13 protein-coding genes are annotated in these 13,156 nt (G+C 72.9%); 11 read left to right on the top strand and 2 right to left on the bottom strand.

Going from position 1 to position 13,156, the window contains the following annotated elements; genetic code table 11:
- Window positions 1–64: 64 nt before the first annotated feature.
- Window positions 65–1,339 (bottom strand): alanine racemase, encoded by a 1,275-nt coding sequence (locus tag NFU81_RS16360; protein ID WP_251490212.1) that lies wholly within the window; start codon window positions 1,337–1,339, stop codon window positions 65–67.
- Between the two features lie 139 nt (window positions 1,340–1,478).
- Between NFU81_RS16360 and NFU81_RS16355 the strand changes: the two genes are divergently transcribed.
- Genes NFU81_RS16355 through NFU81_RS16345 form a run of 3 tightly spaced genes read left to right on the top strand, consistent with a single transcriptional unit; the run spans window position 1,479 to window position 3,699 of the window.
- Entirely contained in the window at window positions 1,479–2,504 is a 1,026-nt protein-coding gene (locus tag NFU81_RS16355; RefSeq protein ID WP_274038135.1) for a sugar kinase, read from the top strand.
- Entirely contained in the window at window positions 2,501–3,280 is a 780-nt protein-coding gene (locus tag NFU81_RS16350) for an IclR family transcriptional regulator (RefSeq protein WP_251490211.1), read from the top strand. The genes NFU81_RS16355 and NFU81_RS16350 overlap by 4 nt, the downstream gene beginning before the upstream one ends.
- Window positions 3,280–3,699, top strand: coding sequence for a RidA family protein (locus tag NFU81_RS16345; RefSeq protein ID WP_251490210.1), 420 nt, complete (start codon window positions 3,280–3,282; stop codon window positions 3,697–3,699). Before NFU81_RS16350 ends, NFU81_RS16345 begins: the two co-directional genes overlap by 1 nt.
- Before the next feature lie 162 nt (window positions 3,700–3,861).
- Here NFU81_RS16345 and NFU81_RS16340 read toward each other — a convergent pair whose 3' ends face one another.
- Entirely contained in the window at window positions 3,862–5,388 is a 1,527-nt protein-coding gene (locus NFU81_RS16340; RefSeq protein WP_251490209.1) for a chitinase, read from the bottom strand.
- 266 nt (window positions 5,389–5,654) lie between these two features.
- Between NFU81_RS16340 and NFU81_RS16335 the strand changes: the two genes are divergently transcribed.
- The 8 genes from NFU81_RS16335 to NFU81_RS16300 all read left to right on the top strand — a co-directional run bounded on the left by NFU81_RS16335 (window position 5,655) and on the right by NFU81_RS16300 (window position 13,149).
- A complete protein-coding gene (locus NFU81_RS16335; RefSeq protein ID WP_251490208.1) occupies window positions 5,655–6,503 on the top strand; it encodes a hypothetical protein in 849 nt (282 codons plus the stop codon).
- 12 nt (window positions 6,504–6,515) lie between these two features.
- A complete protein-coding gene (cpaB, locus tag NFU81_RS16330; protein ID WP_251490207.1) occupies window positions 6,516–7,247 on the top strand; it encodes a Flp pilus assembly protein CpaB in 732 nt (243 codons plus the stop codon).
- Window positions 7,244–8,824 carry a CpaE/TadZ family protein gene (locus tag NFU81_RS16325; protein WP_251490206.1) on the top strand — a complete coding sequence of 527 codons (1,581 nt, stop codon included), beginning with the start codon at window positions 7,244–7,246 and terminating at the stop codon, window positions 8,822–8,824. The genes cpaB and NFU81_RS16325 overlap by 4 nt, the downstream gene beginning before the upstream one ends.
- Window positions 8,825–9,030: 206 nt before the next feature.
- A complete protein-coding gene (locus NFU81_RS16320) occupies window positions 9,031–9,378 on the top strand; it encodes a TadE/TadG family type IV pilus assembly protein (RefSeq protein WP_251490205.1) in 348 nt (115 codons plus the stop codon).
- Window positions 9,375–10,709, top strand: a complete 1,335-nt coding sequence (locus tag NFU81_RS16315) for a TadA family conjugal transfer-associated ATPase (protein WP_251490204.1) — start codon at window positions 9,375–9,377, stop codon at window positions 10,707–10,709. The genes NFU81_RS16320 and NFU81_RS16315 overlap by 4 nt, the downstream gene beginning before the upstream one ends.
- Window positions 10,706–11,701: a type II secretion system F family protein gene (locus NFU81_RS16310; protein ID WP_251490203.1), complete on the top strand. Its 996-nt coding sequence runs from the start codon at window positions 10,706–10,708 to the stop codon at window positions 11,699–11,701. The genes NFU81_RS16315 and NFU81_RS16310 overlap by 4 nt, the downstream gene beginning before the upstream one ends.
- Window positions 11,702–11,723: 22 nt before the next feature.
- A complete protein-coding gene (locus tag NFU81_RS16305; RefSeq protein WP_251490202.1) occupies window positions 11,724–12,623 on the top strand; it encodes a DUF5936 domain-containing protein in 900 nt (299 codons plus the stop codon).
- 280 nt (window positions 12,624–12,903) lie between these two features.
- Window positions 12,904–13,149, top strand: coding sequence for a hypothetical protein (locus tag NFU81_RS16300; RefSeq protein WP_251490201.1), 246 nt, complete (start codon window positions 12,904–12,906; stop codon window positions 13,147–13,149).
- Window positions 13,150–13,156 lie beyond the last annotated feature (7 nt).

Below are 13,156 nucleotides of genomic sequence, written 5' to 3'. Positions count from 1 at the left end.
AAGCCATGAACCGGGGGAAGGTCCCGGGACAAGGCGCGCCCGGGGGGCGAGGGGTGCCCGGGGGCTAGAAGAAGGTGCGGATGTAGTCGGTGACCGTGCCGTCGGGGGTGGCGAGGGGGATCAGGGGCCACTTGTCGAAGGTCGTGCAGGGGTGGGAGAGGCCCAGGCACACGAGGTCGCCGACGGCGAGTGCGTCGTCCGGGGGCACTTCGAGCCACAGGTGCTGGTCGGAGATCCCGCTGACGCGGAGCCCCGAGGGTGCGGGGCGGAGCCCCGCGGCGTCACGTACGGCCACGGGCGCGGGCAGCCCGAGGTCGTAGGGCGCGTCGCGCTTGCCCGCGTTCAGGAAGGCCTGCCCCGGCGCCGGCCGGGAGACGACGTGCGCCCAGAGCCGGAAGGCCGGCTCCAGATGCCCGGGCACCCGGGTGAAGGGCGTCACCCGGGCGTAGTGCGAGTCGTCGTGCGTGACGTACGCCCCCGAGCGCAGCAGCGGCAGCACGGGCACCGACATCGCGGGGATGCCGCCGAAGACGTCCGCGACCGCGTCGAACCACGCGGAGCCCCCCGCGCTGACCACGATCCGCTCCGCGTCGGCGAAGGCGCCGCCCCGGTCCAGTTCCGCGGCGAGCGCGACCAGCCGCCGCAGCCAGGCACGTACCCGCTCGGGGTTCGCGTCCGGCACCTCGCCCTCGTACCCGGCGACGCCGACGAGCCGCAGCGACCCGGCCGCGGCGACGGCCGACGCGACGGCGGCGCAGTCGGCCTCCGTCCGCGCCCCGGTCCGCGCCCCTGCGCCCGCGCCGAGTTCGACGACGACGTCGACCGCCCGCCGCACCCCAGCGGCCCGCAGCACCTCGTCCATGAGCTGCACGCCGCGCACGGAGTCGACGTAGCAGACGAACGAGAAGCCGGGGTCGGCGTCCAGCTCCGCGCCGAGCCAGCGCAGCGCGGCCGGGTCGACGAGTTCGTTGGCGAGGAAGACCCGCGGGATGCCGAAGGCGCGGCACACGCGCACCTGGTGGGGTACGGCGACGGTGATGCCCCAGGCGCCGCGCTCCAGCTGGCGGGCGAACAGCTGCGGGGCCATCGACGTCTTGCCGTGCGGGGCGAAGGCGAGGCCGTGCTCGGTGGTCCAGCGCTCCAGCACGTCGAGGTTGTGGTCGAGCGCGTCGGCGGACAGCACGAGCAGCGGGGTGGTGAAGCCGCCGTCGGTGAGGGTGCGCCGCTGGTCGGCGAGTTCGCCGACGGTCAGGCCCGCCGCGTCCGGCGGCAGGCCCTTGAAGCGGTGGTCGACGCGTTCCCCGCGCAGCGCGGCGACCCGTTCGGCGACGACGTCCATGCACCCTCCGTAGCCCGCAGTGCGTTGCATCATGCGCAACGGCCATTGCGTATCGTGTTTCGAGCTGTCTAACATCCGGGCCTGCGCCCGGTCAACGGCCGCAGTCCCGTACCCCAGCCGTACCCCAGTGAGAGCGAGCGTGAGCGTGACGCCGAGCGTGGACGTCGTATGCCTGGGGGAGTCCATGGTGACCTTCGTGCCGGCCGGGGAAGGGCGGCTGGCCGACGTCCCCGCCTTCCACCGGTCCATCGGCGGCGCCGAGTCGAACGTCGCGTGCACCCTGGCCCGCACCGGGCACAGCGCCCGCTGGGTGAGCCGGGTCGGCGCCGACGGCTTCGGCGACCACCTGGTCGACACCATCGCGGGCGCCGGTGTCGACGTCGGCGCCGTCCAGCGCGACCCGCACCGGCCCACCGGCATCTACTTCCGCACCGCGGGCGAGCGCGCGACCACCCTGGACGCGGCACCGGGACGCGCCGAGGTCGTCTACTACCGCAAGGGCTCCGCCGCCTCCGCGCTGTCGCCCGCGCTGGTGCAGCGCAGGGACGTGTGGGCCGGGCGGGTGCTGCACCTGACCGGGATCACCTGCGCCCTGTCGGCGACCTGCAAGGCGCTGATGCGGCGGCTCACCCACCGCGAGCCGGGCCGCCCGCTGGTGTCCTTCGACGTCAACCACCGGCCCGCGCTGTGGCACGGCGCCGACCCGTGGCTGCTGGCCGAGCTCGCCCGCGGCTGCGACCTGGTCTTCGTCGGCGAGGACGAGGCGCAGGCCGCCTGGGGCCTGCCGGACGCCGACGCGATCAGGGCCGCGCTGCCCGAGCCCGCGACGGTCGTGGTCAAGCAGGGCGCGGCCGGCGCCACCGTCTTCAGCGGCGGCGAGCGGGTGCACGTGCCGGCGCCCACGGTGGACGTGGTCGCGCACGTGGGTGCGGGCGACGCCTTCGCGGCCGGCTTCCTGTCGGCGACGCTGCGCGGGCTGCCGCTGCGCGGCCGGCTGCGGCACGGCCACCTGCTGGCCGCCGCCGCGCTGACCGTGCCGGGCGACCTCGCGGCCCCGCCCGATCGCGCGCACGCCGACGCCCTTGCCGCGCTGGACGACACCGCATGGGGCAGACTGCGACTCGGCCCGGGGTGGACCCGGCAGGACGAGGAGGTACGGCGGTGAGCCAGACGGTCGACCGCGCGCTGAGCATCCTGCCGCTGCTCGCCGAGGGTCCCGCGAGCCTGGAGCAGGTCGCCACCCGGCTCGACGTCCACAAGTCCACCGCCCTGCGGCTGCTGCGCACGCTGCACGACCACGGCCTGGTCTACCGCCAGCAGGACCAGCGCTACCGGCTCGGCGCCCGGCTCTTCGCGCTCGCCCAGCAGGCCGTCGAGGCGCTGGACATCCGCGGCATCGCCCACCCGCACCTGGCCGCGCTGAACGAACGCACCGGCCACACCGTGCACTTGGCGGTCTACGAGCAGGGCGAGGTCGTCTACATCGACAAGGTGGAGAGCCGCTACCCGGTCCGCATGTACTCGCGTATCGGCCGCCCGGTCGCCATCACGGTCGCCGCCGTCGCCAAGCTGCTGCTCGCCGACCTGCCGGAGCCGGAGCGCCGGGCGGTCGCCGAAGGCCTCGACTACCCGCGCTACACCCCGCGTTCGACCCCGGACGCGGGCGCCTTCCTCGCCGAGCTGGCGCGGGTGCGCGAGCAGGGCTGGGCCAGCGACCTGGGCGGCCACGAGGAGTCCATCAACTGCGTCGGCGCCCCGCTGCACGGCCCCGACGGGCGGGTCTGCGCGGCCATGTCGGTCTCCGCGCCCAACGTGGTCGTCACCGCCGAGGAGTTGCTGCGGCTGCGGCCGCAGATCCTGCGGACCGCCGAGGCGATCGGCGCCGAGCTGTCGGGCGCCGCGCCCGCTGCCCACCACCCTGCGACGAAAGGTGCGACCTGATGAGCCAGCCCGCCTCCACCCCCAAGACGGCGATCACCCCGCCGACGCACACCGCGCCGCCCGCGCGCTTCTCGCACGGCGTGCGCAAGGGGAACATCCTCCAGGTCGCGGGCCAGGTCGGCTTCCTCCCCGCCGTCGAGGGCCGCCCCCCGACGCCCGCGGGTTCCGGCCTGCGCGCCCAGGTCATCCAGACGCTGTCCAACGTCCAGTCCGTCCTGGAGGCGGGCGGCGCGTCCTGGGAGGACGCGGTCATGGTCCGCGTCTACCTGACGGACACGGCGCACTTCGCGGAGTTCAACGAGCTGTACGACGAGTACTTCGCCGCTCTCACCGAGCCTCCGGCCGCCCGCACCACCGTCTACGTCGGCCTGCCGGCCGGGCTCCTGGTCGAGATCGACGCACTGGCCGTGCTGGGCTGAACATCTCGCCTCGGGCGGCATGCACGAAGGGGTGCGGGGAACTGCGTGCCCAGCCCCCACCGGCCGGTGGTCCCGAGCGAAGCGGGATGGGGGCACCCCCAGCGCCCCTGGAAAACGCTCGCCCGGCAGGGCAGAACTCGCGCCTGCCGGGCGAACCGCCGGTCACGGCATTGCGTGGACGTGCGCGCCGACGCCGTTGGACCAGGTGTTGCCCGCGGACGCGTCCCAGTTCGTCGACCAGGTCATCGCGCCGCCGATGGCGGGCCATGTGGTGGACGGGTGGTAGGTGCCGCAGCCGGTGCCCTTGGCGAGGCAGTCGAGCGCGTTGTTGACGACGCTCGGGCTGACGTAGCCGGAGCCGGCCGCGCTGGTCGACGCCGGGGTGCCGATGCCGACCTGGGACGGTGCCAGGCCGGCCTGGATCGCGGTGCAGGCCAGCGTGGTGATGAAGTCCACCGAGCCCTGGCTGTAGACGCCGCCGTCGCAGCCGTTCATCGAACCGCTGTTGTAGTACTGCGTGTTGACGATCGTCAGGATGTCCTTGACCTTCAGCGCGGTGGCCAGGTAGTCACTGCCGGCCGACAGCATGTCGATCGTCTGCGGCGCCATCGTGATGATCAGGCCCGAGCCTGCCTTGGAGCTCAACGCCCGCAGCGCCTGCGGCATGTACGTGGTGTCGATGCCGTTCTCCAGGTCGATGTCGACCCCGTTGAAGCCGTAGGTCTGCATCAGCGAGTAGACGCTGTTGGCGAAGTTGGTCGCCGACGCGGAGTCGCGCACCGAGATGGTGCCGTTCTGGCCGCCGACCGAGACGATCACCTTCTTGCCCGCGGCCTGCTTGGCGGCGATGTCCGCCTTGAACTGCGCCACGCTGTAGCCGAGCGACGGGTCGAGGGTGAAGGACACCGCGCCGGGTGTCGTCGTCGCGTCCGCGAAGGCGACGGCGATGATGTCGTACTGGCTCTGCACCTGCGCGATGGTCTGCACGGTGGCGCCGTTGTTGAAGTTCTGCCAGTAGCCGGTGACCTTGTGCTTGGGCAGGCCGCCCGAGGGCGGGGTGGTCGGCGGCGTCGTGGGCGGGGTGGTCGGGGGAGTCGTCGGGGGAGTGGTGGGCGGCGTGGTGGGCGGGGTGGTCGAACCGCCGGGACCCGACAGGGTGATGTCGTCGGCGAAGTACGCGGGCTGCGCGTACCAGCCGTGCGTGTAGACCGTCACCGAGTGCGTGCTCGCGCCGGTGGTGAAGTTGACGCTGAGCTGCTGGTACGAGGACGCGCCCGGCGTCCAGGTCGACGGGTCGGTGCCGCCGGTCCCGGTGGCGCCGATGTAGACGTAACTGCCCTGGACCCAGGCGCTCAGCGTGTACTGGGAGTTGGGCTGCACGCTGACGGTCTGCGAGCACTGCCCGGTGTCGCTGCTGGACGGGGTGGCCTTGAGGGCGCCCGAGCCGGTGTGCACCGGGCTGGAGACGGCGGCGCCGCTGCCCGCGGTGCAGGTCCAGTTCGACAGCCCGCTCTCGAAGCCGGGGTTGGCGACGAGGTTGGTGGTCGCGGCGCTCGCGCTGCCGACGGTGACGACCGCGACTCCCGCGCCGATCACCGCCGCCGCGCTCAGTGCGGCGACCGTACGCTGCCTGACGGTCGATCTGCGGTGCGTATGGCTGGTTCGATTCACGTGCGATGCACGTTCCACGACTGCCTCCTGGGGGCAAGGAGTTGGGGGGTGGTGGGAGTGCGGTTGACCCGGATGCCGGGCAGGCCGCCCGGAACACCGGGATGGCCCGGTAAGGGAGAAAGTTGGTCCAGACCAATTGGGTTGTCAAGACCTCTTGCGGACAGCCGTCGTCCACCGCCGCCGATCCGCAACTTTGCGCACCCATCCCGCTACACATCGATAAGCTGACGACCGGAAAACGCCAGGCCGCACGGGCCGAAGAGGTGGAAAGGGGGAGGTTCCGGATGCTGAGCGTCATCACGGTCACGTCGGACGACCTCGCGCTTCCGCTGGAGGAGCAGCTGACGCGGGTCGCGGCGGCGCTCGACTCGTACGGCCATGTCGTCGCGCTCGTCCCCGCGGAGGCCGACGACCCGGTCCGCCGCCGGTTGCACACCGTCCGATCCGCCCTGGAGGCGGACCGGTTGGCGATCGTGCCGCTCGCGCTGCCGCCGCTGGCCCGGGCGCTGCTCGGCGAGCAGCTGAGGCAGCTGGCCGGCACCGACCTCGGCCCCGGCGTCCTGGCCGGCGCCGCCCGCCTGCTGTCGTACTACCTGCACTCCGGAGCCCTGCTCGGCTCCGTCGCCAAGCTCGACCGGGTGCCGGTCGGCGTCGGCAGCCACGTCAAGTCCCTCGTCCCGGGGCGGCACTTCGCGGTCCTCGCGCACCCCGAGCCGTACCTCGGCGAGGCCGACCAGAACACGATCCCGCCGGGACCCGGCTACCAGACGCAGCTCGCCGTCGCCGGCAACGGCCTCGATCCCGGCTGGATCACCGGCCCGCTCGCGGCCGCCTGGCGCTCGCAGCACCTGCGCGAGGTGCCGCTGCCGCCCGACTCGGCCCGCTGGTGGGGCACCGCCAAACTGGTCGAGTTCACCGCCTACATCGCCGACGTCGGCATGCTCTACCAGCTCGTCACCTCCGTGCGGCGCGACACCTGCTCCTGGTGCGGGCTCGAAGTCATCGGCGACCAGTGCCTGTTCTGCGCCACCCGGATCGCGGACCGGCAGACCCCGGCCAAGCACGCCGCCGACCCCGGCGGGCGCTCCGTGGAGACCCCGCGCCGCCCCCAACTCGAACCCCACAAGCGATAGGTCCGCCCGCACATGAACTCACGTCAGCGCCGTGGTGTCGTCCTTCTGGTGGTCTCCGCCGTCTGCGCGGTCGCCGCCTTCGCCGGGGTGCTCGCCGTCGTCAACGACGCGCGGTCGCAGGTCGGGGAGAAGGTCACGGCGTACGAGCTGTCCACCGACATAGCCGCGTACCAGCAGCTCAGCAGCGCCAACGTGCGCCAGATACGGGTCCCTTCGCGCTGGCTGCCGGACACCGCGGTCCGCGACCTCGGGCAGGTGCAGGGCAAGATCGCCGCGGTGGCGCTCAAGAAGGGCTCGCTGCTGCAGACCGACATGGTGGCCGCCCGGCCCGAACTGCGCCCGGGGCAGATGGAGATCGCCATCATGATCGACGCGGAGACCGGCGTCGCCGGCAAGATCACCCCCGGCGCCCGGGTCAACATCTTCGCCACCTTCGCCGCCCACAAGGACACCGACCCCGACATCTCCCGCATCATCGTGGCCGGCGCCCAGGTCATCGACGTCGGCGAGATCAAGGCCTTCGACAAGAACGCCGACGCCCAGCGGCTGTCCACCGAAGGCGTGCCCATCACCTTCGCACTCGACGCCGAGGACGCCCAACGCGTCGCCTACGCCGAGTCGTTCGCCGAACACGTCCGGCTGGCCCTGGTCGCCCCCGGCGACAACTCCGCCCCGCCGGACACCGCGCGCAACTACACCCTGTCCGGCGACACCGGCTCCGGCGGAGGAGGTGCCCGCCCGTGACCGTACGCATCGTCGCCGGCACCTCCGACCCCGACGCCGCCCGCGCGCTGCTCGGCCTGCTCGGCCAGCTCCCCGGCGCGGAACCGGCACCCGCGCTGCACGACTCCACCGCGCTGCTCGACCTGCTGGCCCGCGCGGCCGAGGCCGGCGTCGAGGAACTGCCGGAAGTCGTCATCGTCCACGAGACGATCGGCCCGATGCCCGCGCTGGACCTCGTCCGCGACATCGCGCTGCGCTTCCCCGCGGTCGGCGTCGTCCTGCTCACCCCCGACCCCGGCCCCGCCGTCCTGGCCGCCGCGATGAACTCCGGCGCCCGAGGCGTCGTGGGACTCCCGCTGTCCTACGACGAGTTGGGCGCCCGCGTGGACGCCGCCGCCACCTGGGCCGCAGGGGTGCGCCGCCACCTCGGCCCGCAGCGCGCCGCCCTGCCCGCGGTCGCCGGCGGCACCCTGGTCGCCGTCGCCGGAGCCAAGGGCGGCGTCGGCACCACCGTCACCGCCATCCACCTCGCCCTCGCCGCCCACGCCTCCGGCCGCTCCACCGCCCTGGTCGACCTCGACCTGCAGGGCGGCGACATCGCCTCCTACCTCGACGTGCAGTTCCGCCGCTCGGTCGCCGACCTCGCCGACATCGCCGACGTCTCCTCCCGGGTCCTGCACGACGCCATGTACGTCCACGAGTCCGGCCCCGCGCTGCTGCTCGCCCCCGCCGACGGCGAACGCGGCGAGGACGTCACCGACCGCGCCGCCCGCGCCGTCCTGGCCGCGCTGCGGCAGCGCTACGAGGTCGTCGTCGTCGACTGCGGCACCCAGATGACCAGCGCGAACGCGGCCGCCGTCGAGGTCGCCGACACCGCGGTCCTGGTGACCACACCCGACGTGGTGGCGGTCCGCGCCGCCAAGCGCATGGTCCGCATGTGGGACCGGCTCCAGATACGCAAGCCGCAGGACACCACCACCGTCGTCAACCGCCACACCCGCGGCACCGAGATCCAGCCGACCCTGGTCGGCCGGATCACCGGCACCCGGATCGCCGCGTCCGTCGTGCCCGCCGCCTTCCGCGAACTCCAGCCCGTCATCGACGCCGGCCGCCTCCACGACCTCGACGCCCGCTCCACCGTCAAGGCCGGCATCTGGTCCCTGGCCGGCGAGCTGGGCCTCGTCACCGGCGCGACGCTGCCCGCCGTCCGCGGCAGGAAGTCCCGCCGCGGCGGCGGCGACCGCGGCCAGGTCACCCTGGAGACCCTCGGGATGACCCCGCTCATCCTCATCACGCTGATCCTGGTCTGGCAGGCCATCCTGGCCGGCTACACCTTCACCCTGGCCGGCAACGCGGCGGACGAGGCGGCGAGGGCCGCCGCGGTCGCCGAGGACCCCCAGGCCGCGGGCTCCGAGGCTGCCAAATCGGACCTGCCCGGCGCGTGGTCCGACGACGCGGACGTCTCGGTGGCCCCTGGCAATGGCACGGTGGACGTCACCGTCACCCTCAAGGTGCCGGTCCTCTTCCCGGGCGCCATCGACTTCCCCTTCCACGTCCACGGCCACGCCAAGACCGTCGACGAACGGCCGACCCGATGAGGCCGATCCCGCGTCGGGCGGCGCCACCCAGGGGCGCGGGGAACCGCGCGAGCAACCACCCACCGGCCGGCGGCCCGGATGCGACGGCAGCAGCCCCCTCGGGACGGAGACGACCCGCGCGCGGTCGGTGGCTGAGCGCGCGGTTCCCTGCGCCCCCGGGGCGTACCCCCTCCCGCAAGGGAGCCGCGCCCCGGGCCGACCGGGGCGTGGCGTCCCTCGAATACCTCGGGATGGTGCCGTTCCTGCTGCTCATCGCCCTGGCGGGAATCCAGCTCGGCCTCGTGGCGTATTGCGGCGAGCAGGCCGGCACCGCGGCACGTACCGCCGCCCGGACGGCGGCACTGCCCGCGCCCGACGGCGGCAAGGCGGCCGGCAAGGCGGCCGGCGAGGGCGCCGTCAGCGACTGGCTGACCGCGCACATCACCTGGCCCGAGTACGGCGACGCGATCAAGGCCGAGGCGACCGTGGAGGTGCCGTCCGTATTTCCCGGAGTCCACCTGTTCGGGGACGTGTCGCGCACCGCGACGATGCCGAGGGAGGACACCACGCGATGAGCCTGCGCGCGAGACTCGTCGCCGACGAGGCGACACCGCAGACCGAGGAGAGCCACCTGGTCGCGGTCTACCGGGCCAAGCTGCTCCAGGAGATCGACCTCGCCGAGATGTCCGCGCTGGCGGCCGCCGAGCGCAGGTCGCGCCTGGAGCGGGTGCTCGGCCACATCATCAGCCGCGAGGGACCCGTACTGTCCACCGCGGAGCGGGCCGCGCTGATCCGCCGGGTCGTGGACGAGGCACTGGGCCTGGGCATCCTGGAACCGCTGCTCGAAGACCCGACCGTGACCGAGATCATGGTCAACGGCCCCGACCGCATCTACGTCGAACGCGGCGGCCGGGTCGAACCCGTCGCCGCCCGCTTCTCCTCCGCCGAGCAGCTGCTGCAGACCATCGAGCGCATCGTCTCGACCGTCAACCGCCGTGTGGACGAGTCGAATCCGATGGTCGACGCCCGGCTGCCCTCGGGCGAGCGGGTCAACGTCGTCATCCCGCCGCTGTCGCTGACCGGCCCCACCCTGACCATCCGCCGCTTCCCGCGCGCGTACACCCTCAGGGAACTCATCGGCCTGGGCACCCTCGACGAGCACATGCTGATGCTGCTGTCCTCGTTCGTCCGCGCCAGGTGCAACATCATCGTCAGCGGCGGCACCGGCTCCGGCAAGACGACGCTGCTCAACGCCCTGTCCGGGCTGATACCCGACGGCGAGCGCATCATCACCGTCGAGGACGCCGCCGAACTCCAGCTCCAGCAGGAGCACGTGATCCGCCTGGAGTCCCGCCCGCCCAACGTCGAGGGCGAGGGCCGGATCACCATCCGCGACCTGGTGCGCAACTCGCTGCGCATGCGCCCCGACCGCATCATCGTCGGCGAGGTGCGCGGTGGCGAGACCCTCGACATGCTGCAGGCCATGTCCACGGGCCACGACGGCTCGCTGGCCACCGTGCACGCCAACTCCGCAGAGGACGCGGTGCTCAGGCTGCAGACCCTCGCGTCGATGAGCGAGGTCAAGATCCCCTTCGAGGCGCTGCGCGACCAGATCAACAGCGCCGTGGACGTCCTCGTCCAGCTGCACCGGCACATCGACGGCACCCGCCGCATCGCCGAGATCGCCGTCCTGTCCTCCCACGGCCGCGACGCCTTCCGGCTCACCTCGGCCACCCGCTTCCGCGCAGAACCGCTCGGCGTCGACCGCATCGTCCGCGGCTGGTACGAACACCGGCCCGTGCCACGGGAGATCGGCGAACGCCTCTACCTGGCCGGCGAGCACGTTCCCGCCGCCTTCGGCGTCGGCGCCACGGAACTCGAACTCGACAGCCGGGAGGCGAAATGACCCTGCCACCGGACGCGGGGCGGGAACTCGCCGCCAGCGGGCGGAACTTCGCTGCCGGCCCCTACCCGCTGCTGGTGCTCGGCGTCACCCTGCTCGCGCTCGCACTCGCCGTGTGGGGCCTGCACGCCTGGCGCGGCGGCCGCGCGGACCGGGTCGCGCTGGTCGAGCGGCTGGCCGCCGAGGCGGGCGGCGGCACCGGTACCGCCGCCGTCCCGTTCGCCGCCCTCGACCGGCGGGTACGCCGCTACGCCTGGGGGCGCCGGCTGGCCGGCCGGCTCGCCGCCACCGGCACCAACCTCACCCCCGGGCAGTTCACCGCCTCCGTGATCGGCCTGGTGGTCGGCTCCTGGGCGGCGGCCGCCGTCCTGCTCGCGCCGTTCTTCGGCCCGATCGCCGCACTGATCGCCGGCTGGGCCGCGTACTCCTTCCTGGAGTGGCGCCGCCGCATCCGCACCGAGCGCTTCATCGCCCAACTCCCGGACCTGGCCCGCGTCCTGGCCAACGCCACGCAGGCCGGACTGGCCCTGCGCACCGCCGTGTCGATGGCCGCGGAGGAGCTGGACGCGCCCGCGGGCGAGGAGCTGAAGCAGGTCGCGGACGCGATGGCGGTCGGCCACTCCATCGACGACGCCCTCGGCGAGCTCCAGCAGCGGCTGCCCAGCCGGGAGTTGATCGTGCTGGTCTCCACCCTGGTGCTTTCCAGTCGGGCCGGCGGCTCCGTCGTGGAGTCGCTGCGCAACCTCACCGTCACCCTGGAGGAGCGCAAGGAGACCCGCCGCGAGATCCGTACCCAGATGTCGCAGGTCACCGTCACCGCCTACGCCGTCCCCGTCATCGGCCTCGGCTCGCTCTTCCTGCTCGACCGGATCATGCCGGGTTCGCTCAGCGCGATGACCGGCTCCACCGTCGGCCGGATCTGCGTCCTGATCTCCCTCGGGCTGTACGCGCTCGGCTTCGCGCTGATCCGCCGGATGTCGAGGATCGACGTATGAACGCAACCGCCAGGAGCCGGACATGATCCTCATCGGCCTCGGACTCGCGCTGGCCCTCGCCCTCTGCGCGGTCGGCGTGGTCCACGCGGTCGGGCTGCTGCGCGCCGACGTCAAGCTCCCCGACGACCTCGCGCTGGCCCTCGACGTCGGCCGCACCCGCACCACCCGCACCGGCAACGCCATCGACCGGCTCGGCATCCGCTGGGTGCCGATGGTGCTGCGGATGATGGGGCCGGCCCGGATCGCGAAGATGCGGGCCAGGATCGACCACGCCGGCCACCCGCACGGCCTGACGGTCGAGCGCTACGCCGCCCGCCGGGCCGTCTACGGCGCCCTCGGCGCCCTGACCGCCCTGCTGCTGCTCAGCCGCGGCAGCTGGTTCCTCGCCCTGCTGCTGCTCGCCTACGGCTGGGGCTGGGCCGACCTCGGCATCTGGCTCGCCGTCCGCCGCCGCCGCGACGACATCGAGCGCACCCTGCCCGACTTCCTGGACGTCCTCGCCGTCGTCGTCAGCGCGGGCCTCGGCTTCCGCCAGGCACTGGAACGCGTCAACTCCGTCTACACCGGCCCCTGGTCCGACGAGATCCGGGTCGCCCTGCGCCAGATGGACGTCGGCGTCAGCCGCCGCGACGCCTTCGACCAGCTCCGCAAGCGCAACCGCAGCGACCAGGTCGGCCAGTTCGTCACCGCCCTCCAGCAGGGCGAGGAACTGGGCGCCCCGATCGCCCGCACCCTGCTGCAGATCGCCACCGACATGCGCCGCACCGAGGCCCAGAACGCCCGCCGCCGCGCCGCCCGCATGGTCCCCCGCGCAACCGGCGTCATCACCGTCCTGCTGGTCCCCGCCACCATGATCCTGCTGATCACCGGCACCGTCATGGGCTCGCAGATCCACTTCGGCGACGTCTTCGGAAACGGGTGATCGGGGTGCGACCGAGGGTGACCAACCGCCATGCTGTAACCGCCACTTGCCCGCGAGGCTCGTGGTGCACAACCGGCTGCGGATGCCCGAGGTTCGGGTGTACCTTTGCATTCGCAACCATATTTGCACCTGCAATCAGATCCAACCCGCTGCGGACGACAACCGACGACCACCAGCGAGAGGCGGTGCGCCGTGACCACCACCCCCGACCCCGACGGGCAGCCCACGACCACCGCCGTACGTATCACCAGCCAGGTGACAAAGGATGGGGCGAACAACGATGAACAGGTGGGCACTCCAGCGCTACACCACCGCCGAGCTCTGGCTCCGCACCCAAGCGGACCGCGCGGCCACACACCTGCGATCCCGCACGGACCGCGGCCAGACGTCCTTCGAGTACCTGGGCATCGCGGTCGTGATCGCGGTGATCATCGGGGTGCTGGCGAGCACGACGGACATCGGCGACAAGGTGAAGACCGGCATCACCGATATGATCAACAACATCACGAAGGGCAGCGGCAAGTAGGACGCTA

The sequence above is a fragment of the Actinacidiphila cocklensis genome (assembly GCF_907177275.1).
GTDB lineage: Bacteria > Actinomycetota > Actinomycetes > Streptomycetales > Streptomycetaceae > Actinacidiphila > Actinacidiphila cocklensis.
Note: the sequence above shows the minus strand (reverse complement) of the source record. Positions and strands in the feature narration are given on the sequence as shown.

What these genes read in the sequence shown, in the direction of transcription:
- NFU81_RS16315 (WP_251490204.1), top strand. Translation starts at nt 9,375, where the DNA reads ATGAGCCTGCGCGCGAGACTCGTCGCCGACGAGGCGACACCGCAGACC.
- NFU81_RS16305 (WP_251490202.1), top strand. Translation starts at nt 11,724, where the DNA reads ATGATCCTCATCGGCCTCGGACTCGCGCTGGCCCTCGCCCTCTGCGCG.
- NFU81_RS16310 (WP_251490203.1), top strand. Translation starts at nt 10,706, where the DNA reads ATGACCCTGCCACCGGACGCGGGGCGGGAACTCGCCGCCAGCGGGCGG.
- cpaB (WP_251490207.1), top strand. Translation starts at nt 6,516, where the DNA reads ATGAACTCACGTCAGCGCCGTGGTGTCGTCCTTCTGGTGGTCTCCGCC.
- NFU81_RS16360 (WP_251490212.1), bottom strand. Translation starts at nt 1,339, where the DNA reads ATGGACGTCGTCGCCGAACGGGTCGCCGCGCTGCGCGGGGAACGCGTC.
- NFU81_RS16335 (WP_251490208.1), top strand. Translation starts at nt 5,655, where the DNA reads ATGCTGAGCGTCATCACGGTCACGTCGGACGACCTCGCGCTTCCGCTG.
- NFU81_RS16300 (WP_251490201.1), top strand. Translation starts at nt 12,904, where the DNA reads ATGAACAGGTGGGCACTCCAGCGCTACACCACCGCCGAGCTCTGGCTC.
- NFU81_RS16345 (WP_251490210.1), top strand. Translation starts at nt 3,280, where the DNA reads ATGAGCCAGCCCGCCTCCACCCCCAAGACGGCGATCACCCCGCCGACG.